This is a genomic window from Streptomyces sp. NPDC107581 (genome assembly GCF_055657175.1).
Window position 1 is genome coordinate 93,322 of the sequence record NZ_JBVKBH010000019.1, and the last position, 19,846, is coordinate 113,167.

Annotated in this window: 18 protein-coding genes and 1 pseudogene; 12 read left to right on the forward strand and 7 right to left on the reverse strand. The window is 73.7% G+C overall.

Annotated features, from left to right (window positions below; all coding sequences use genetic code 11):
* The first annotated feature begins 231 nt into the window (after nt 1–231).
* Nucleotides 232–1,071, forward strand: a complete 840-nt coding sequence (locus tag ACZ7P3_RS36315; protein ID WP_472088310.1) for a lysozyme — start codon at nt 232–234, stop codon at nt 1,069–1,071.
* 148 nt (nt 1,072–1,219) lie between these two features.
* Here the strand turns inward: ACZ7P3_RS36315 and ACZ7P3_RS36320 are convergent.
* Together ACZ7P3_RS36320 and ACZ7P3_RS36325 are read right to left on the reverse strand one after the other, a co-directional pair.
* A pseudogene (locus ACZ7P3_RS36320) lies at nt 1,220–1,312 on the reverse strand.
* Nucleotides 1,313–1,501: 189 nt separating this feature from the next.
* Nucleotides 1,502–2,764 carry an MFS transporter gene (locus ACZ7P3_RS36325; RefSeq protein ID WP_472088311.1) on the reverse strand — a complete coding sequence of 421 codons (1,263 nt, stop codon included), beginning with the start codon at nt 2,762–2,764 and terminating at the stop codon, nt 1,502–1,504.
* Between the two features lie 285 nt (nt 2,765–3,049).
* Here ACZ7P3_RS36325 and ACZ7P3_RS36330 point away from each other — a divergent pair, with 285 nt between their 5' ends.
* Nucleotides 3,050–4,051, forward strand: coding sequence for a LacI family DNA-binding transcriptional regulator (locus ACZ7P3_RS36330; RefSeq protein ID WP_472088313.1), 1,002 nt, complete (start codon nt 3,050–3,052; stop codon nt 4,049–4,051).
* Between the two features lie 55 nt (nt 4,052–4,106).
* Here the strand turns inward: ACZ7P3_RS36330 and ACZ7P3_RS36335 are convergent, their stop codons facing one another.
* Nucleotides 4,107–5,045 carry an alpha/beta hydrolase fold domain-containing protein gene (locus ACZ7P3_RS36335; protein WP_472088314.1) on the reverse strand — a complete coding sequence of 313 codons (939 nt, stop codon included), beginning with the start codon at nt 5,043–5,045 and terminating at the stop codon, nt 4,107–4,109.
* A 179-nt stretch (nt 5,046–5,224) separates the two neighbouring features.
* Nucleotides 5,225–5,917, reverse strand: a complete 693-nt coding sequence (locus ACZ7P3_RS36340; RefSeq protein WP_472088315.1) for a hypothetical protein — start codon at nt 5,915–5,917, stop codon at nt 5,225–5,227.
* Between the two features lie 143 nt (nt 5,918–6,060).
* Between ACZ7P3_RS36340 and ACZ7P3_RS36345 the strand changes: the two genes are divergently transcribed.
* From ACZ7P3_RS36345 to ACZ7P3_RS36355, 3 genes are all read left to right on the forward strand, one after another.
* Nucleotides 6,061–6,591 carry a PadR family transcriptional regulator gene (locus ACZ7P3_RS36345; protein WP_472088317.1) on the forward strand — a complete coding sequence of 177 codons (531 nt, stop codon included), beginning with the start codon at nt 6,061–6,063 and terminating at the stop codon, nt 6,589–6,591.
* A 197-nt stretch (nt 6,592–6,788) separates the two neighbouring features.
* On the forward strand, nt 6,789–7,964 hold the full coding sequence (locus ACZ7P3_RS36350) for a DUF2306 domain-containing protein (protein WP_472088318.1): 1,176 nt from the start codon (nt 6,789–6,791) through the stop codon (nt 7,962–7,964).
* A gap of 61 nt (nt 7,965–8,025) precedes the next feature.
* Nucleotides 8,026–8,955, forward strand: a complete 930-nt coding sequence (locus tag ACZ7P3_RS36355; protein WP_472088320.1) for a hypothetical protein — start codon at nt 8,026–8,028, stop codon at nt 8,953–8,955.
* Between the two features lie 280 nt (nt 8,956–9,235).
* Here ACZ7P3_RS36355 and ACZ7P3_RS36360 read toward each other — a convergent pair whose 3' ends face one another.
* The 3 genes from ACZ7P3_RS36360 to ACZ7P3_RS36370 form a co-directional block, all read right to left on the reverse strand.
* On the reverse strand, nt 9,236–9,370 hold the full coding sequence (locus ACZ7P3_RS36360) for a hypothetical protein (RefSeq protein WP_472088321.1): 135 nt from the start codon (nt 9,368–9,370) through the stop codon (nt 9,236–9,238).
* Between the two features lie 133 nt (nt 9,371–9,503).
* Entirely contained in the window at nt 9,504–10,667 is a 1,164-nt protein-coding gene (locus ACZ7P3_RS36365; RefSeq protein WP_472088323.1) for an AI-2E family transporter, read from the reverse strand.
* Nucleotides 10,668–11,087: 420 nt separating this feature from the next.
* Nucleotides 11,088–11,510, reverse strand: a complete 423-nt coding sequence (locus ACZ7P3_RS36370) for a DUF2267 domain-containing protein (protein WP_472088324.1) — start codon at nt 11,508–11,510, stop codon at nt 11,088–11,090.
* Nucleotides 11,511–11,863: 353 nt separating this feature from the next.
* Here ACZ7P3_RS36370 and ACZ7P3_RS36375 point away from each other — a divergent pair, with 353 nt between their 5' ends.
* The 7 genes from ACZ7P3_RS36375 to hypE all read left to right on the forward strand — a co-directional run bounded on the left by ACZ7P3_RS36375 (nt 11,864) and on the right by hypE (nt 19,812).
* Nucleotides 11,864–13,579 (forward strand): hydrogenase maturation protein, encoded by a 1,716-nt coding sequence (locus tag ACZ7P3_RS36375; RefSeq protein WP_472088326.1) that lies wholly within the window; start codon nt 11,864–11,866, stop codon nt 13,577–13,579.
* A complete protein-coding gene (locus ACZ7P3_RS36380) occupies nt 13,576–14,166 on the forward strand; it encodes a hydrogenase maturation protease (protein ID WP_472088327.1) in 591 nt (196 codons plus the stop codon). Before ACZ7P3_RS36375 ends, ACZ7P3_RS36380 begins: the two co-directional genes overlap by 4 nt.
* Nucleotides 14,167–14,227: 61 nt before the next feature.
* Complete coding sequence (hypB, locus tag ACZ7P3_RS36385; protein WP_472088328.1) at nt 14,228–14,953, forward strand: hydrogenase nickel incorporation protein HypB; 726 nt, start codon at nt 14,228–14,230, stop codon at nt 14,951–14,953.
* Nucleotides 14,950–17,313, forward strand: a complete 2,364-nt coding sequence (gene hypF, locus ACZ7P3_RS36390) for a carbamoyltransferase HypF (protein ID WP_472088330.1) — start codon at nt 14,950–14,952, stop codon at nt 17,311–17,313. The genes hypB and hypF overlap by 4 nt, the downstream gene beginning before the upstream one ends.
* Nucleotides 17,314–17,316: 3 nt before the next feature.
* Complete coding sequence (locus tag ACZ7P3_RS36395; protein ID WP_472088332.1) at nt 17,317–17,607, forward strand: HypC/HybG/HupF family hydrogenase formation chaperone; 291 nt, start codon at nt 17,317–17,319, stop codon at nt 17,605–17,607.
* Nucleotides 17,604–18,746, forward strand: a complete 1,143-nt coding sequence (gene hypD, locus ACZ7P3_RS36400; protein ID WP_472088334.1) for a hydrogenase formation protein HypD — start codon at nt 17,604–17,606, stop codon at nt 18,744–18,746. Before ACZ7P3_RS36395 ends, hypD begins: the two co-directional genes overlap by 4 nt.
* On the forward strand, nt 18,739–19,812 hold the full coding sequence (hypE, locus tag ACZ7P3_RS36405) for a hydrogenase expression/formation protein HypE (RefSeq protein WP_472088336.1): 1,074 nt from the start codon (nt 18,739–18,741) through the stop codon (nt 19,810–19,812). Before hypD ends, hypE begins: the two co-directional genes overlap by 8 nt.
* Nucleotides 19,813–19,846 lie beyond the last annotated feature (34 nt).

Consider the following 19,846-nt stretch of genomic DNA (forward strand, 5'->3'; position numbering starts at 1 on the left):
GGAGGGTTGAGTTTCCCCCCCCTCACCCCCACCACACTTTTCCCCTCTTTTTTTCCCCCCCCCCTCTTCCCTCTTGTCTCCCCCTTCTTTGTTTTTTTTTCTTCCCTTCTCCTCCCCCCCCCCCCCACGCCGGCACCGGAGCCGCGGTGCCACCCGCATGGGCTAACCCCCCGGCCGGATTGCCTTCGTTGGGCGGTATCCGGAGTGCGGTGCGCTCCGACCGGGAGTCAGATGGAGGGCGTGAGAAGCCAGATATCCCGCCGCTCGCGCTGGTCCGGCACCGGCGCCCTGACCGGCCTCCTGCTGCTCCTGTCGATCCCTCCGGCCATGCCCTCGACGGCCGACACCGCGCCCAAGCGCGGCAGCGCCTACATGGGCATGGGGGTACTCGCCCACGACGGCGCGGACGTCACCGAGAATCCCGCCGAGTCGGTCCCCCGTGTCACCCAGACCGAAGGCGTGGACGTCTCCAGCCACCAGCTCGACGTCACCTGGTCCAGTCTGTGGGGCAGCGGCGTCAAGTGGGCTTACACCAAGGCCACGGAGGGGACCTCCTACACGAACCCCTACTTCGCCCAGCAGTACAACGGCTCCTACGACATCGGCATGATCCGCGGCGCGTACCACTTCGCGACCCCGGACAGTTCGGGCGGCGTCGCCCAGGCCGACTACTTCGTCGACCACGGCGGCGGCTGGTCCAAGGACGGCAAGACGCTGCCCGGCGTGCTCGACATCGAATGGAACCCGTACGGCGACTCCTGCTACGGCAAGTCCAAGAGCGCGATGGTCACCTGGATCCGCGACTTCCTGAACCGCTACAAGACCCGCACCGGCCGTGACGCCGTCGTCTACACCGCCACCAGCTGGTGGACGGAGTGCACCGGCGACTACGCGGGCTTCGGCGCGACCAACCCCCTCTGGATCGCCCGGTACGCCTCGGCGGTGGGGACACTGCCGTCGGGCTGGCCCACGTACACGATGTGGCAGTACACCTCCTCCGGCCCGACCGTCGGGGACCATGACCGGTTCAACGGCGCCATGGACAGGCTGAAGGTGCTCGCCACCGGCTGACGTGCCGCCGGGATCGCTCACCCCCGCCCGGGTGCCGAGCACCTGGGCGGGCCGGTCACCGCGCTCCCGGGAGGGCGGTTGCGGATCGCCGTGCGGCCGATGCGCCGGTCACCGCGGACAACGGCCGTGCCGCCCCGGGGAGGCCGAGCGGAGAGGGCAGGATTCGAACCTGCGCAGGCCGTGAGGCCCGACCGTGAGGCGTGCTCAGTGGTCCCCGATAAACCACTCCGGGCACCTCTCCTCGCTCCCGGCCCGGTCTCCCGTGCCGTTCACGGGAACAACAGTGGCAGGGACCGCTGACGGCACGCTGACACGGCGGCCCGGCGGCTCGGCGGCTCGGCGGCCCGGCGGCCCGGTGGCCTGGTGGCCTGGTGGCCTGGTGGTCCGGCGGCCCGGTGGTCGGGCGGCCCGGTGGTCGGGCGGTCGCGCCTCAGCGCACGCCGCGGATGGGCCAGATGGCCAGTGCGCCGAGCAGCGACAGGGCGCCGCCGAACAGGAACAGCGGCGTGTAGCCGCCCAGCGCGGTGACCACGGCGGAGGCGACGAACGGGGCGACGATCTGCGGACCGGCGTTGGCGATGTTCAGCACGCCCATGTCGCGCGCGGCGTCCTCCGCGCGCGGCAGGACCAGCGTGACCACGGCGGTGTCCACGGCCATGAAGCAGCCGAACGCCAGCCCGTTGAGCGCGCTGAAGACGAGCATGCCCGGCCAGGTGGGCGCCACCACCGGCACCGCCATGACGAGGCCGGCGAGCGCGGCGGACACGAAGACGAACATCTTGCGCCGGTTCCAGCGGTCCGACAGCACTCCGCCGACCAGTGTGGAGACGGCCATCGCGGCCATCGAGACCGGAGTGAGGACGGCCATCGCCTCGGCCGGCCGCAGCCCCTCGGGCAGCGTGATGTGGTCGTCGAGGATGTAGAGCTGGTAGCCGACGACGGAGAAGTAGCCCAGCACCATCAGGGCCCGGCCGACGAAGGCCCAGCGGAAGTCTCTGTTGCCCAGCGCGGACAGGAAGAGTGCCGTGCGACGGCGCCAGGGCACCGAGGGCGCGGGCGCGGCGCTCGGCTCGCGCGGAACGTCCCGGCACAGCGCGGTCAGCAGCACGGCGGCCGCGGCGGCGACGAGCCCCAACGTGAGGTAGCCCGCCGGGAGATGGTCCGCGGTCTGCGAGGCGATCAGCACGCCGAGGGTGCCGCCCACGGGCAGGGCCAGCCCCACCAGCGCGGAGGCGGTGCCCCGGCGCTCGGGCGCAATGCGGTCGGGCACGATCGCCGTGACGGCGGCCTGGTAGACGTTCATGGTCGCCTGGACGAGGCACCAGGCGATCCCGACCAGCAGGGCCGTGCGCACGCTGCCCAGGAGGGCGAGGCCGGCGAGCGAGGCCAGGGCGCCGCCGAGCACCCACGGATTGCGCCGCCCGGAGCGGTCCGACAGAGCCCCGGCGATCGGGTTGCACGCGGTGGCGAACACCGCGCTGACCCCGCCGATCAGTCCGAGCAGTGCCACCTTGTGGTCCGGGTCGATCGCCTCGACCTGGGTGGGCAGCAGGACGGATCCGACGCCCATGTAGACGGCGTACATGGAGGCGTTGGCGACCAGGAGCAGCGGCATCAGCCCACGCCGCCGGGAACCGGGGGCATCGGCGGCACTGGCCGGCCGGATTTCGTCTGTCGCGGAGAACGGGGGCATGTCGACTCCTGGGGAGGAAGGATTCAGGAACGGGCCGAGCCGCGAGGCGGGTGGGGGCGGCTCTGCGAGGGGCATCCGCGGGTGTCGGACCGCTGATCGCACGCGTCGGTCACCCACATTGATTACACGAGTAACTGCGGCGATGGGTTCTTGTGTAGCACTCCGGATGCCTGGCTGAATAGAGGCTTGCATCGACGAGGCTTCGTCGTTGCTTACTCGTGTTGCAGAGCGCGCCTGTACCCTTGGGGCCCGCGGGACACCGGGTCCCGCGAGCGGAAGGGAAGCATGGCGAGGAAACCGGTCGCTGCCGTCACCAGCGCCGATGTGGCGCGGCTGGCGGGCGTCTCACGGGCCACCGTTTCCTTCGTGCTGAACAACACCCAGGCCCACCGCGTCAGCCAGGCGACCCGCGCGAAGGTCCTCGCCGCGGCGGACACCCTCGGGTACGTACCGCACGCGGCGGCCCGCTCGCTGCGGGCGGGCCGCAACAACCTGGTGCTGATCCCGACCGCCGTCTCCGCCATCGGACGCCTGGTGAGCGGCTGGATCGACGAGCTCCACACGGAACTCGAACAGTACGGCTGCACCACGGTCCTGCACGCGGGACGGTTCGCCGACCCCGTCGCCGCGGCCCGCTCCTGGGCCGAGCTGCGCCCCGGCGCGGTGCTGGCGCTGGACGGCTCCAGCCTCACCGCAGGCAGCGCCGACGTCCTGCGCCGAGCCGGGGTCCGGGCCCTGATGGCGTTCGCGCCGCAGCCCGTCGACGGCGTGCACACAGTCGCCTTCGACGACCAGCACGTGGGCGTGCTCGCCACCGAGCATCTGCTGGCGAACGGCCGCCGGCGCGTCGCGGTCCTCATGCCCCGGGAGCGCGGCCTGTCCGCGTTCGCCGCACCGCGGCTGGCCGGTGCGCGCAGTGTGGCCGCCCGGACGGTGGCGACCGTGACCCCGATGGAGATGGCCTACACGCGTGAGTCCGCCGTCGAACTGGCGCGCAGCCGGGCGTGGCGGGATCTGGACGGCGTCTTCGCCTACAACGACGAGTACGCCGCGCTGCTGCTGCGCGCCCTGCTGGACGAGGGCGTCGAGGTTCCCGGGGACGTCGCCGTGGTCGGCTGCGACGACCTGGTGACGGCGGCCCTGCAGCGGCCGTCCCTGACGACGATCCGGCTGGACCTGCCCTCGGCCGCGCAGGTCGCCGCGGCGGTGCACGAACTGATGGAGAACGGCACCGCCGCGCCCCTGCCCGGCGTCGAACCCGCCCTGGTACGCCGCCGGTCCGCCTGACCGCGCGCGGTGCCGCGCGCGCCGCCGGCGGAGCGGACGGCGCCGGATCGGACGGTCAGACGGCCAGGTGGCGCCGCAGGAAGTCGACGCTCTCCGCGACGACGGCGGCCACCTCCGCGGATCCGAGGAAGATGTGGTCGGCTCCCTCGACGGGACGCAGCGTCACGGCTCCGCCGGCACCGGTGAGCGCCCGCTCCAGCGCCTCGCTCTGGTCGAACGGCACAACCCGGTCCTCCCGGCCGTGAACCAGCAGGAACGGGGGCGGAGTCGTGGCTCCCGCGTACGTCACCGGACTCGCGGCGCGGGCCCGCTCCCGCCGGTTCTCCTCCGTGCCGCCGAGCAGTGACGTGATGGGGTCCGGATACGGCGGCAGGCCCGGAAGGGACGGCAAGGGGGACTGTCCGAGCAGCGGCTCGATCTCCGAGACGCCGTACCAGTCGACCACCGCCCGCACGCTGCTGTCCTCGTCCTGTACGCCCTCCCGGCCCTCGAGCGGCGCTCCGTCGGCGTCCGGGCGGACGAGTCCGGCGAGCGCGGCCAGGTGGCCCCCCGCCGATTCGCCCCAGGCGCCGATGCGTTCCGCGTCGATGCCGAGGTGGCCGGCGTGCCGCCGTACGTAACGGATGGCCGCCTTGACGTCGTGCAGCTGGGCGGGGAAGGGCGCTTCGAGACTGTGCCGGTAGTCGACGCAGACCAGTGCGAGGCCCGCGCCGAGCACCGCGCCGTGCAGCAGCTCGGCGGGCACGGTCGGCGGCGGATAGCGGCGGTCGCCCTCCAGCCAGCCGCCCCCGTGGATCCAGACGACCGCCGGTACGGCTTCCTGCCCGGCCGGTACGTGGACGTCCAGCAGGCAGGGGCGGTAGCCCGGCGTCCGGGCATAGCTCAGCCCGTGGAAGCGCCGCACGCCGTCGGAACCGACGAGGGGCGGAGCGGGGGCCAGGAAGCGAGGAGGGGGCCAGCCCGTGTCGAGCGGGGCGGGCGCGGTCGAGGTCATGTCCGGGGCCTTCCGTCATCAGCCTGAGCGACTGTCCGGGTCTCGTGCCGGGACGATGTTACACGTGTAACAAGGGCCTGACGAGAGGGCGCGCGCAGGCTGCGCAGCACGGGCGGTTCCCGGTCCGCCGGCGTCCTGTGGATTCCTGACCCGTGAGCGTCCCGCTGGATTCCGGTCCGTCAGCGTCCTCCGGCGCGGCGGAACCAGCCGCGCTTGGGCGGGGCAGGGGCAGGGGTGGCGGCAGGCGGCGCCGCAGGATGCTGCGGGGGCGGGACGGGGCCCGCGAACGGGGGCAGCTGCCGGAACCGCTCGTCGAGCGTGACGGTCGGCGTGATGCGCCGCAGCGCTGCCCGGACCAGGGTGAGCGGGTGGTCGGGGAACTGTGCGTCCCACTGCTCGTCGTCGGCCACGTGGCACGGCAACCCGCCGAACTGGCCGCCGTCGGAGTACGGGTGGGGCCGGAAGTAGGCGTCGAATCCCACCTGGTCGGCCACCATGGCCTCCCGCAGGCCGGTCATCGCGCCCTCCGCGGCCTGCACCTTCAGGACCGTGCTGCATCCGGCCTTGGGTATGGTCCACGAGCCGAGGAACGCCTGGCCGTGCGCCGCGCCGGGCAGGCGCACCTTGATCAGCTGACGGAGTGCCGGGACCCCGTGCACCTCGCCGGGCACCGCCTCGATGAGCCCGCCCCCCTGCTGGCCCACACCGGCCGCCCGCGCCGTCCGCAACCGCTCGAACTCGTCCAGCGGGGCGGGCAGATCGGGTACGAGGGGAAAGAAGTGGACCGACAGGACGAGCCCCGCCGCGTCCGTCCACACGCCGGGTTCGCGCTCGCTGAAGCCGGTCAGATCCATGCCGGTTATCGGAGTCATGGCGATCACCATGCCGGGAGCGGACGGTTCGGCGAAGCATGGGGTTCGCGCGCCCCCGGCCATCGCCGGCGACACCCCTCCGGGCGCTCCGTCCGGACCACCCCGGGCCCCTGCCGCGCCCCGCGCACGGTACGGTCGGCCCCATGGCTGAACCCCGGCTGACCACCTCCTCGTACCTGGTGCTCGGTGTCATCGACAAGCTCGGCGAGGCGAGCGCGTACGACGTGAAGGTGGAGGCCGGCCGCACCGTCGCGCCCTTCTGGTCGGTGCCGCACGCGCAGGTCTACGCACAGTGCGACCGGCTGCTCGCGGCCGGGCTGCTGACCGAGGTGCGCCAGGAGGGCCGCCGCAACCGCCGCGTACTGCAGCTGACCGACCCGGGTCGGCGAGCCCTTGGGCGGTGGCTCGCCGACTCCGAGTTCGTCCCGGTCGAGGCGCGGGAACGGGGGATTCTGAAACTGTGGTTCGGGGCCCGTCCGGAACTGCTCGCCCCCGTCCAACTCGGCGAACACGAACGCACCTTGGGCGAGTACGAGGAACTGGCGCGGGACGTCGGTGAGTTGCTCACCCCCGGTCAGCGGGAGGCGCTGGAGTTCGGCATCCGCTACGAGCGGATGATGGCCGAATTCTGGGACTGGGTCCGGCACCGGGACGAACGCGTCCGCGACCGCTGACCCGGCCCGGGCGCCCGTATCGACCGCTGCCCGGCCCGGACGCCCGTATCGCCCGCGATCGCTGCCCGGCCCGGGACGACCGTCTCGCCCGCGACCGTTGACCTCTGCGGCGAGCCCCTCTACCGTCGGTAACCCTTCGATAGTCCAGAAAAGACTATGGCGGGTCGGACCGGGGCCGCCCGAGAGCAGGAGTCTTCGTGCGTCCTTGGACGAGCAGCACCTGGCGCCGTGTCGCCATGGTGACCCTGACGGTCGTGTGCGTCGGGTACGCACCCATCGCGATGACCGAGCTGTGGCCGTACGCCCGCCCCGGCGCCCCCGCGTTCGGGCAGTGGCTCCTCGGGCACTCGGTCTCGCCCCGCTACGTCGCCGACGCCCTCGCCACCCGGGTCGCCCCGTACCGGCACAGCCTGCTCCCGATGATCGTGCACTCCGTCCTGGGCGGAGTGCTCATGCTGCTCGGCCCCGCGCAGCTGCTGACCGCCACCCGCCGACGGGCACGCCTGCACCGCGCGCTCGGAGTCCTGTTCGCGCTCACCGTGTACGCCTCGATGGCCGGCGCCGGCCTCTACCTCGCCCGCACCGCGCCCCGGGACGCGTTCAGCGGCGCGGCCTTCTGGATCGTCCTCGCCACCATCCTGGTCGGCACGGTCCTCAGCGTCACCTTCGGCATCCTCGCGGCCGTCGGCGGCTTCCCCGATCTGCACCAGCGCTGGATGCTCCTGTGCTACGGCTTCCTGCTCACCGCGCCCCTGCTGCGCCTGGAGTGGGGCGCCCTGCCGGCGGTGCTGCCCGGCCTGCCGATGACGGAGATCAACCGGGTGGCCATCATGCACCTCGGCTCCCTCGTGGTGTTCGGCGCGCTGCTCGCCGCGCGCGCCCGGGACCGCCGGGCGGGTGTCGACGGCCTCGGCCGGTCCTGGGCGCCGCTGCCCGTGACCGCCGCCGCGCACCTGGCGGGTGCCGCCGCGCTCGGCTGGATCGTGCACGCCCTCTGCGCCCACGGCGCCGGCGGACGCCGCCTGCTGGCCGGCTACCTGGTGCCGTACGCCGTGGCGTACGCGGTGATGGTTCTCGGGGCCCGGCGGGCCGCCCGCGGCGACCGGCCCTGGGCCCGGGAGGAGTGGCGGATCCAGCTGACCGGGCTGTGCCTTGCGCCCGTGGTCTCGGCCGGAGCGGTGGCACTCTTCCAGCACCCGCTGGGCCTGGACCGGTTCACCGCACTGACGGCCGGTGTCGCCATCGGCTGCGGGCTCACTGCCTTCGGCGCCACCCTGGTGGTGAGCCTGCGCCTGATCCACGCCCGTGAAGTCCGCCGACGCGCGGCCCCCGCCCCGCTGCCCGCCGCGCGCCCGACGGCTCCGGTGGCCTAGCCGGTACGCCGATTCCCGTACCCGGACCGCCCGTTCGACCCCTCGGAAACGGAACCCTCCCATGGCAGAGTCCTCCGGCCCGCCCCGCAGTGCCGCACCGGCACCCGAACCGGCGCCGGGCAGCGCGCTGTCGGCCGGCGTCGCCCTCCTGGCCACCACCGTCGCGGTGAACAACCTTCTGGTCGGCGGAACGCTCACGGCCGTCGCCCTGACCGGGCACGTCCTCGGCGCCTGGCCCTCGCCGGATCCGCTGAGCCCCGGCCTCATCGGTGCGGGCATGCTGGGCACCTCCCCGGCTCTGTTCAGCCTCGCCCGCGCCCGCACCTGGGAGCAGGCCCGCACCCTCGTCCTCCCGCTGGCCGTGGTCCTCGCCGGCCTGTTCGCGGTCACTCTGCTCAACGCCGACCGGCTCTACGTCGCCCACGGCGGCCCGATCGTCTCGGTCTTCTTCAGCCTGGGCTGGCTGTTCGTGCTGGGGCTGCTGTGTGTGGGAGCGGTGATCTGCCTCGCCGGGCAGGTCCTGCGCCGGTCCGGGGCTGCCCTTCCGCGCAGCGCTCCGCTGCCCGGCTGGTCGAAGCCGCCCCTGGCCGTGCTCGGCTCGTCCTGGCTCGGCATCGGCACCGGACTGCTGCTCCGCCCCGGCTTCTGGGCGGACTTCGTGCCCTGGCACACCAACCGGGCGGACGCCCAGGCCCTCGGCGTCTGGGCCCTCGCCCTCGGGGTGGGTGTGCTGGGCTCCCTCGCCGAGGACGACCTCGAACGCACCCGGCCCGCCCTGCTGTCCCTGCCCGGCACGGCCCTCGCCATGACGGTCGTCCTGGCCGCGCGCGCCCCGCACGTCGACTGGCTCTCCGGGCCCGGACTCGGCCTGGTCGGCATGGTCGCCGGTCTGCTGCTGGCCGGAGCGAGCGGCCGCCTTCTCCTCCGGTCCGGTGCCGCCACCGGGGAGGCGGTGCACGGCGCCGGGGATGGCCTGCGAACGTGCCGGTAGCGGCTGTCGCCGAGAGGGCGGCGGGACGAGGCCCGTGGGACGTCCTTCTGCCGGCCGAAGGGTGATCCGGCGCTCGGTCATGGACCCTGGGCGCAGGTCCGATGGAGTGACTGCGGTGCTCAGTCACAGCCACGCGTTGCGGATGGCCACCAGCACGCTCGTTTCATGATCCACCCTTATGTCGGACCCTGGGCCGGGCGGCACGGTCGGTGCGACGACGGCGGCGCCGCCTCCCTGGGACGGGGGGACGGCGCCGCGCTTCTGCACGCGTCCGGGGACGTCAGACCAGCCAGCCGATGAAGTGGATGATCCCGGCGAGGACGTCGGTGAGAAGGTTCATGATCGTGGTGCTCCTTGCGGTGTTGCTCCGAGCGGGACTGTGCGTCGACCACGGTCTGCAGCCCGTCGCTTGCACACGGAAAGTATCGTCCCGACTCGCCCGTCACACCGCTCTCACGAGCGACGATCACCTGTTCCAGCGAACAACTGATCCCATGTTCGGATCAGGCGAGAACCATGCCGACTCGCGGGGCCGGCAAGGGATATGACTACGGCGGCGCCGTTCGCAGGGCGCGCAGTACCGCCCACACCACCGAGATGAACGGGACGGCCACCACGGCTCCGATCACCCCCGCCACGATGCTCCCCGCGATGACGGAGACGGCGACGACGAGCGGATGCAGCCGGACCGCCCAGCTCATCACCAGCGGATGCAGCACATGCCCCTCGAGCTGGCCGATGACGACGATGAGCACCAGCACGGCCGCGGCCGTGAGCGGCCCGCGCCCGGCCAGGGCGATCACCGTGGCCACCCCGAGCGCCACCGGCGAGCCCACCAGGGGCACGAACGTGGCGAAGAACTCCAGCAGCGTCAGCGGCAGTGCGAGCGGTACCTGCAGCACGAGCAGGGCGACACCGACGAGGACGGCGTTGGTCGCCGCCACGATGATGATGCCGCGCGTGTACCCGGCGAACGTGCGCCAGGCAGCACGTCCCGCCTGGTCCCATCGCACCCGGGCACCGCTCGGCAGCAGCTGGTCACGCGCCCAGGCCCACATGCGCTCGCCGGAATGGATGAAGAAGACGGAGGCGAAGAGCGCGAGCGCCCCTCCCGTGATCACCTCGACCACCCGGCCCAGCCCCGAGACGGCGCTGCTGAGCAGGCTGGCCTGGTGCCCGGCGATGTAGTCCGTCACCTGGCGCTGCAGATCGGAGAGCTTGCCCGGGCTGAGCCGGAACGGCGGACCCTGCAGCCACACCTCGATCCGGTGGACTCCGCCCCGGAACTCACCCGCCAGCTTGTCCGACTCGTTCGCCACCGCGTTGCCCACGAGCGCGAACAGACCGAGCAGGAGCAGCAGGCTGCCGACGAGGGCCACGGCGACGCTCAGGGGCCGGGGGAGGACTCGGTTCAGGAGATCGGCGAGCGGCCGCAGCACCGAGGTGACGACCAGGGCGAGGAACAGCGCGACCGCGATGAGCTGGAACCGGCCCAGGACGCTGAAGACGCCGTAGACCACGATGCCGACGAGGATGAGCCGCCAGGCGTAGGCGGCGGCGACCCGCAGCCACGGCACCGTGCGGGCGGCCACCGGGCCGTCCGGCTCGGCGCGGGCGCCCGCCGGGAGCCGCACGGAGTGCGAGGGCCTGCTGCGCAGCACTGCCGCGCCCGCCCGGCGTCCCCGGCCCGACCGCCCGCCCGCACCGCCCACCAGGCCTCCCGCCTCCGCTCCGCTGCCGTTTCCTGACTGTCCGTCACGTCTAGAGAACGGTAAGGGCAAGCCGTGGGCGGGGCCGGACAACGCGCCCGAGCGATGCCTTCCCGACGGCGCTGACCTGCTGCTACTGAGCCAGGAAGACGGGTGACGGACGGCTGCCGGACCCGCCGCCGGAGCGGGTCCGGGCGGGCCGGCGCTGCGCCGGAGGGGGCGCGGCGAGGGCGGGGGTCCGCGTGATGCGGTCCGCGCCGGGGGCACAGCGAAGGCCAAGGTCCCCGTGATGCGCCCCGCGCCGGGGCGCGAGGGCGGCCCGGTCGGTCCCGGAGCGCGGTCGGTCCCGGAGCGCGGCCGGGCGGGGGCGCTGACGGCGGGCAGTTCCGACCGCGTCTGCGTCAGTCCGCCTCAGCCTGTCCTTCAGTCGTACCCGAGGGCGCGTTCCACGGGCAGCAGCTCCCGGATGTCCGCGGGCAGCGCGCCGGCCATCCGTTCGGTCAGCTCGGGCGCGAGAGCCGCGTCGAGCACCTCCAGTACGGCCGCGGCATCGCGCAGGGCCGTGTCCTCGTCCGTGCCGGCCCGGTCGGCGATCCGTCCGGCGAAGACGGGCAGCCCGAACCGCTCGCCCGAGGTGCCCGCGTCGGCGCCGTGGGCCCCGTCGTCCGCCTGTCGCACGACCGTCGCCAGGTCCGGCGGCAGCTGGGCGGCGACATGGCGGGCGAGCCCGGACGGCAGCCGCTCCGACAGGGTGCTCAGCACGGCGTTCGTCGCCCGCTCGGCCGATCCGCGGTCGGGCAGCTGGGCGAGCGCCTGCACTTTTCCGATCATCTCGTCGTGCTTCATGGGTCCGGCTCCTTCCCCGCGGGGGCAATGGCCGAGTACTTGTATTCTCCGACCTCCGCGACCGGTGTGCCGCCCCCGACAGGAGCCACGGCCCGGCGGGAGGCGATCCGGATGCGATCCAGATGTGCTTCGTATGTGCTCCGGATGTGATCCGGACCCGGGGCGGACATGCGGCCCGGGTGCGCGGTCGGATGCGATCCCGACGGGGTGCGGACCTGCGATCCCGACGGTACGGACAGGCGATCCGGTCGCGCGGGCATGCGACCCGGATGGAGGAAGAGACCCGGCCGAGGCGGGCGAAACGCCGCAGGGGTTCTTCCCGGCACGCCGGGCAGCGACGAACATCCGGTGTCATGGACATTTTGCTCGTCGCCAGCGCGTTCAACAGCCTCTCCCAGCGGGTCTACGCCGAACTGTCGGACCAGGGACACCGGGTGGACGTCGTGCTCGCCGGCCACGGCGCCGACCCCGTCCGCGCCGCCGTACGCGAGATGCGCCCGGACCTGGTCGTCGCGCCGATGCTGAAGACGGCGCTGCCCGAGGACGTCTGGCAGGAGCACACCTGCCTGATCGTGCATCCGGGACCGCCCGGCGACCGCGGCCCCTCCTCGCTGGACTGGGCCATCGCCGAAGGGGCTCCCCGCTGGGGTGTGACCGTGCTCCAGGCCGAGGCGGCCATGGACGCGGGCGACATCTGGGCGGCCGAGTCCTTCCCCGTACCGGCCGTGGGCAAGAGCGACCTGTACCGCAACGAGGCCTCCGACGCCGCCGTCACCGCCGTCCTGCTGGCCGTGCACCGTTACGCCGACGCCTCGTACAAACCCCGCCCGCAGACCGACGACTCCGTCCAGGTCGTGTGGCGCGACGTCCACCGGCAGGAACAGCGCCGGATCGACTGGGAGAACGACAGCACCGAGAGCGTGCTGCGCGCACTCCGCGGCGCCGACTCGCAGCCGGGCGTCCTGGACGAACTCCTCGGCCGGGAGGTGTTCCTGCACGGCGGCCACCCCGAGGACCTGCTGCGCGGGAGCCCCGGTGAACTCCTGGCGACCCGGGCGGGCGCGGTCTGCCGGGCCACCCGCGACGGCGCCGTGTGGATCCCGGAACTGCGCCCGCGCAAGAACTCCGGCGATCCGGCACCCTTCCGGCGCCCCGCGGCCTCCGTGCTCGCCACGATCTCCGGCCGGGACAGGCCCGACCTTCCGGAAGCCGCCGTCCCGTTCGAACTGCCCCCGCAGCGTCGTACCTGGACCGACGTCCGCTACCGGCAGCGCGGCGACGCCGGCTTCCTGACCTTCTCCTTCCCCGGCGGGGCGATGAGCACCGACCAGTGCCGCAGACTGCTCGCCGCCTACCGGTACGCGCTCACCCGCCCCACTCCGGTCCTGGTGCTCGGCCCGGACCGTGACTTCTTCTCCAACGGCATCCACCTGAACGTCATCGAGGCGGCCGCCGACCCGGCCATGGAGTCCTGGACCAACCTCAACGCCATGGACGACCTGGTCGAGACGGTGCTGCGCACCACCGACCGGCTGGTGGTGGCCGCACTCCCCGGCAACGCCGCCGCCGGCGGCGTCATGCTCGCCCTCGCCGCCGACCAGGTGTGGTGCCGTGCGGGCGCCGTCCTCAATCCGCACTACCGGCGGATGGGCCTGTACGGGTCCGAGTTCTGGACGTACACGCTGCCGCGCCGCGCCGGCGCCGACACCGCATGCCGGCTGACCGAGCAGGCGCTGCCGCTCAGCGCCGCGTCGGCCCGGCGGATCGGTCTGGTGGACCGCCTGGTGCCCGCCGCCCCGGGGGAGTTCGCCGCCGAGGTCGAGCGGCTGGCCGCCGACCTCGCCGCCGCCCCCGATCTGCGTAAACGGATCGCCGCCAAGGCCGCGGCCCGCCGCCTGGACGAGGAGGTGCGACCGCTCGCCGACCACCGGCGCGACGAACTCGCCAGGATGTACGCCATCTTCTTCGACCCCGAAGCCCCCTACCACGCGCTGCGGTCGGCCTTCGTCCGCAAGAAGCCCGCCGGCTCCGTGCGCCCCCTGGCACCGGCCACGGGAAGCGGCCGGTGAGCCCCGCACCCGGCCGGCTGCTCGTGGCGGGCGTCGGCAACATCTTCCTCGGGGACGACGCGTTCGGCCCCGAGGTGATCCGCGCCCTCGACCGGCGCCCGCTGCCGCCGCAGGTGCGCGTGCAGGACTTCGGCATCCGCGGCATGGACCTCGCCTACACCCTGCTCGACGGCTACGCCACCGCCGTCCTGGTCGACGCGGCCCCGCGCGGACTGCGCCCCGGAACCCTCACCCTGATCGAGGCGGAACCACCCGACGGCACGGCCGTACCCGAGGCCCATGGCATGGACCCGGAGAAGGTGCTGGCCCTGGCCGCGCACCTGGGCGACGAGCCGCTGCCCCGGGTGCTCGTCCTGGCCTGCGAGCCCGAGACCCTGCCGCGCGGTGACGAGGACATCCTGCCGGGCCCCGGCCCGGTGGTGCGGGCGGCCGTCGAGCGGGCCGTGGACGCACTGCACACGCTGATCCCCGTCCTGCTGGCGGATCCGGCCGCGCCGGCACCCCCATTGGGCCGCCCGATGGAATCCGGCCCCCCGCACGCGGCTGCGCTGCCCGGCCTCGGGGCCGGCGCGGCTGAAGATCGGTGAGACCCCGGACCGCACGGGACGCGGCCGGGGCTCCGCGTCACGACTCCGAGGAGCTGCGCCCATGTGCCGGTCCGACGTCAAACAGGCTGTCCTGGCGAAGAACGACGACCTTGCCGCGCTCCTGCGCGAGGACCTGACACGGCAGGGCGTGGCGGTGGTCAACCTGCTGTCCAGCCCCGGCAGCGGCAAGACGGAACTCCTCGGCCGGGTTCTGGCCCGAGCCGTGGAGCGGAGCGTCCCCGTCGCCGCGCTCACCGCCGACCTCGCCACCGAGAACGACGCCGTCCGGCTCGCCCGCTCGGGCGCGCCCGTCCAGCAACTGCTCACCGACGGACTGTGCCATCTGGAGGCCCGGCAGGTACGCGAGCGGCTGGAGGGCTGGCTGCCGGCGGACACCGCCGTGCTCTTCGTCGAGAACGTCGGCAACCTGGTCTGCCCGGCGTCCTACGACCTCGGCGAGACGGTGCGGATCGTCCTGATGGCGGTGACCGAGGGTGAGGACAAGCCGCTGAAGTACCCCACCGCGTTCGGCTCCGCCCATCTGGTCGTCATCACCAAGACCGACCTGGCCGAGGCGGCCGGCTTCGACGAGGCCGCTTTCCGGGCGAACGTGCAGCGGGTCAACCCGGGGGTGGAGATCGTACGGTCCTGCGCCCGCACCGGCGACGGCGTCGACACCTTCCTGGCGCACGCGCTCGCCGCCCGGCACGGCGCCCCGCCGCACCGGCCCCCGCTCGCCCCGCACCCCCACGGCCACCACCACCCCGCCTCCGCCCCCGTCGCGTGACCACACCCGTCACCGGCCCGGTACGACGCCGGCTCACGGTGCGCGGCACGGTCCAGGGGGTCGGCTTCAGGCCGTATGTGCACCGTCTGGCCGCCGACCTCGCGCTGGCCGGGTTCGTGAGCAACACCGCGAACGGCGTGCTCATCGAGGTCGAGGGTCCGGCGGAGGGCGTCGGACGCTTCTGCGACCTGCTGGCCGAGCAGCCGCCGCCGCTCGCCGCGGTCACCGGCGTCGGCTCCGAGGACCTCCCGGCCACCGGCGCCACCGACCCCTTCACCATCCGCCCCACCGAGCACTCCGCCGGCCGGACCCAGCTCCCGCCCGACACCGCGACCTGTGCCGACTGCCTGCGCGAGCTGGCCGATCCGGCCGACCGCCGCCACCGCCACCCGTTCATCACCTGCACCCACTGTGGCCCCCGCTTCAGCATCGCCACCGCGATGCCGTACGACCGCGCGGCCACGACCATGGCCGGATTCCCCATGTGCCCCGCCTGCGCCCGCGAATACGGCGCCCCGGCCGACCGGCGCTTCCACGCGCAGCCCGTCGCCTGCCCCGACTGCGGCCCGCGGCTGAGCCTGGTCCCGGCCGACGCCACCGGCGTCCGCCCGGCCCGGGACGCGGACGCCCTGGCGACGGCACGGGCGCTGCTGGCCGCGGGGCGGATCGTCGCCGTCAAGGGCGTCGGCGGCTACCACCTGGCCTGCGACGCCACCGATGCACGGGCTGTCGGCACGCTGCGCAGCCGCAAGGAACGGGGCGGCAAGGCCTTCGCCGTGATGTGCGCCGACCTCGACGCGGCGGAGGGCATCGCCGTGGTCTCCGACGCCGAGCGGACCGTGCTGACCGGTGCCCGGCGCCCCATCGTGCTGCTGCGCAGGCGCGCGCGGGCGGACGGCCTGCGCCTGGCCGACGAGGTCTGTCCGGGCAGCCCGCACGTGGGCGTGATGCTGCCCTACACCCCCGTCCACTCCCTGCTGTTCGGGCTGCCGGGAGATCCCCCCGGCCCCCGGGTGCTGGTCATGACCAGCGGCAACCGTTCCGGTGAGCCCATCGTCACCGACGACGCCGACGCGTTGACCCGGCTGGCCGGGCTGGCCGACGCCTGGCTCGCCCACGACCGGCCCATCGCCTCCCCCTGCGACGACTCCCTGCTGCGGGTGCGCCCCGACGGCACCGAACAGGTGCTCCGCCGCTCCCGCGGGTACGTCCCCCGCCCGCTGCGGCTCCCGGTGCCGGTCCGTCCCGCGCTCGCGGTCGGCGGCGATCTGAAGAACGCCCTCTGCCTGGGCGAGGGCGACCACGCCTGGTTCGGCCCGCACATCGGCGACATGGGCGACCTGGCCACCCTCGAAGCCGCCGGACGGGCCGAACGGCACCTCGCCCGCCTCACCGGAGTCACCCCTCGGCTGGTCGCCGCCGACCGGCACCCCGGCTACCACTCGACGGGCTGGGCGCGCCGACGGGCCTCCCGACTCGCCCTGGAACCACCGACGCTGGTCCAGCACCACCACGCACACATCGCCTCGGCGATGGCCGAGCACGGCCTCGACGGCATCGCGCCCGTGATCGGCGTCGCCTTCGACGGCACCGGGTACGGCGACGACGGCACCGTATGGGGCGGCGAGGTCCTGCTCGCCGACTACACCGGCTACCGGCGCTTCGCCCGCCTGACCCCCGCCCCGCTGCCCGGCGGCGACGCCGGGGTGGCCAACCCCTGCCGCACGGCGCTGGCCCGGCTGTGGGCGGCGGGACTGCCGTGGGAGCCGGATCTGCCGAGCGTCAGTGCCTGCTCGGAGTCGGAACTCGCCGTGCTGAAGCAGCAGTTGGAGCGGCAGCTGGCCTGTGTGGCGACTTCCAGCATGGGGCGCCTCTTCGACGCCGTGTCTTCTTTGACCGGCGTGTGCCACCGCGCGGGACACGAGGCGCAGGCCGCGTCGGAACTGGAGGCGGCGGCGACCGGGGCGTGGCCCGCGGACACCCGGGCGTACCCCTTCGGGTTCCGGGCCGCCCGGCTGAGCCGGCAGGGCGGCTGGGAGATCGTCCCGCCGCTGCGGGACCTCCTCGCCGACCGGCGCCGCGGCACCCCCGCGCCGGTGCTCGCGGCCCGCTTCCACCGGGGCGTGGCACGTGCCGTCACGGAGATCTGCCGCCGGGCCCGCGGGACGGCCGGACTGACCACAGTCGCCCTCACCGGGGGCGTTTTCGCCAACTGCCTGCTGGAGGAGGAGTGCGCCGCCCTGCTGGCCATGGACGGGTTCACCGTCCTCCGGCACGGCGAAGTGCCCCCGAACGACGGCGGGCTGGCGCTCGGCCAGCTCATGGTCGCGGCGACGGCAATCAACGACGAGACGGAGTGACCCATGTGTCTGGCAGTGCCCGGCAAGGTCGTGGCCATCGACGACGGCGCCGACCCGCTCACCGGCCTGATCGACTTCGGCGGAGTGCGCAAACAGGCGTGTCTGGAATACCTGCCCGATGTGCGGGTGGGGGAGTACGTCATCGTCCACGTCGGCTTCGCCCTGCAGCGCCTGGACGAGGAGTCGGCCCGGGCCTCCCTGGAGCTGTTCGAGCAACTCGGGCTGCTGGAAGAGGAGTTCGGCGACGCCTGGCAGCAGGCGGCCCGGCAGGAGAGCGGGAGTGAGGTCCAGTGAAGTACATCGACGAGTTCAACGACCCGGACCTCGCGCGCCGGCTGCTGGACGAGATCCGCGCCACGGTCACCCGGCCGTGGGCGCTGATGGAGGTCTGCGGCGGCCAGACCCACTCCATCATCCGCCACGGCATCGACCAACTCCTGCCGGAACAGGTGGAGTTGATCCATGGTCCCGGCTGCCCGGTGTGCGTCACACCCCTGGACGTCATCGACAAGGCGCTGGAGATCGCCGCCCGCCCGGACGTGATCTTCTGTTCCTTCGGCGACATGCTGCGGGTGCCCGGCACCGACCGGGACCTGTTCCGGGTCAAGGGCGAGGGCGGTGACGTACGCGTGGTGTACTCACCGCTCGACGCCCTCGACCTCGCCCGCAGGAACCCGGACCGCCAGGTCGTCTTCTTCGCCATCGGCTTCGAGACGACCGCCCCCGCCAACGCCATGTCCGTGCACCAGGCGCGCCGCCTCGGCCTGGACAACTTCAGCCTGCTGGTGTCGCACGTGCGGGTCCCCCCGGCGATCGAGGCCATCATGACGGCCCCCGCCTGCCGGGTGCAGGGCTTCCTCGCCGCCGGGCACGTGTGCAGCGTGATGGGCACCGATGAGTACCCGGACCTGGCCGAGAAGCACCGGGTGCCGCTCGTCGTCACCGGCTTCGAACCGCTCGACATCCTGGAGGGCATCCGCCGCGCCGTCCACCAGCTGGAGCGCGGGGAGCACCGGGTGGAGAACGCCTACCCGCGGGCCGTGCGCCACGAGGGCAACCCGGCGGCCCGGCGCATGATCGAGGAGGTGTTCGAGATCACCGACCGCAACTGGCGCGGCATCGGCGGCATCCCCGCGAGCGGCTGGCGCCTGAGCGAGGCCTACCGCGCCTACGACGCCGAGCACCGCTTCGACGTCACCGGCATCCGCACCGAGGAACCCGCCGAGTGCCGCGCCGGCGAGGTGCTGCAGGGACTGATCAAGCCCACCGAGTGCGCGGCGTTCGGCACCACCTGCACCCCGCGCAGCCCGCTCGGCGCCACCATGGTCTCCAGCGAGGGCGCCTGCGCGGCCTACTACCTGTACCGCCGGATGACCGGCCCGGCACCGCAAGGATCCCGCATCCCGCGCGAGGAGATGAACCCCGTTGGCTGACCTCGCCACCGAAACGGCCGTCGACCCGGCGAGCTGGACCTGTCCCGCCCCTCTGCGCGACCAGCCGGTCGTCGTGATGGGCCACGGCGGGGGCGGCGCCCTGTCCGCCGAACTGATCGAGCAGGTCTTCGCCCCCGCGTACGGCAACCCCGTCCTGGCCGCCATGGCCGACTCGGCCGTCCTCGAGCTCGGCGGCGCGCGGCTGGCGTTCTCCACCGACTCCTACGTCGTACGGCCGCTGTTCTTCCCCGGTGGCAGCCTGGGCGACCTCGCGGTCAACGGCACCGTCAACGACCTGGCGATGAGCGGCGCCCGGCCCGCCTACCTCTCCACGGCGTTCGTCCTGGAGGAGGGCGTGGAACTCGCCGTCGTCGAGCGGATCGCCCGCGCCATCGGGACGGCCGCCCGGGCGGCGGACGTCGTCGTCGCCACGGGCGACACCAAGGTGGTCGAGTCCGGCCACGGCGACGGCGTCTACGTCACCACCGCCGGCGTCGGCCTCGTCCCCGACGGGGTCGACATCCGCCCGCAGCGCGCCCGGCCGGGCGACGCCGTCATCGTCAGCGGCCCGATCGGCCTGCACGGAGTGGCGATCATGAGCGTGCGGGAGGGCCTGGAGTTCGGCATCGAGATCGCCTCCGACACCGCGCCGCTGGCCGGCCTGGTGGCGGACATGCTGGCGGTCACCCGGGACGTCCACGTGCTGCGCGACCCCACCCGCGGCGGCCTCGGCGCCTCCCTGAACGAGATCGCCCGCGCCTCGGGCACCGGCGTGCGGCTGCACGAGCGGGCCGTTCCGGTCCCGGACGAGGTCGCGAACGCCTGCGGCTTCCTCGGACTGGACCCGCTGTACGTCGCCAACGAGGGCCGGCTGGTGGCCTTCGTGCCCCGGCCGGAGGCCGAGGGGGTGCTCGCGGCGATGCGGGCCCACCCGCACGGCGCCGGCGCGGTCCTCATCGGGGAGTGCGTAGAGGAACATCCGGGGATGGTGGTCGTGGCCACCGCGCTCGGCGGCACCCGGGTGGTGGACCTGCCGCTGGGGGAGCAGTTGCCGCGGATCTGCTGACGGGATGCGGACAGCGTGCGGCCCCGCCGGAGCC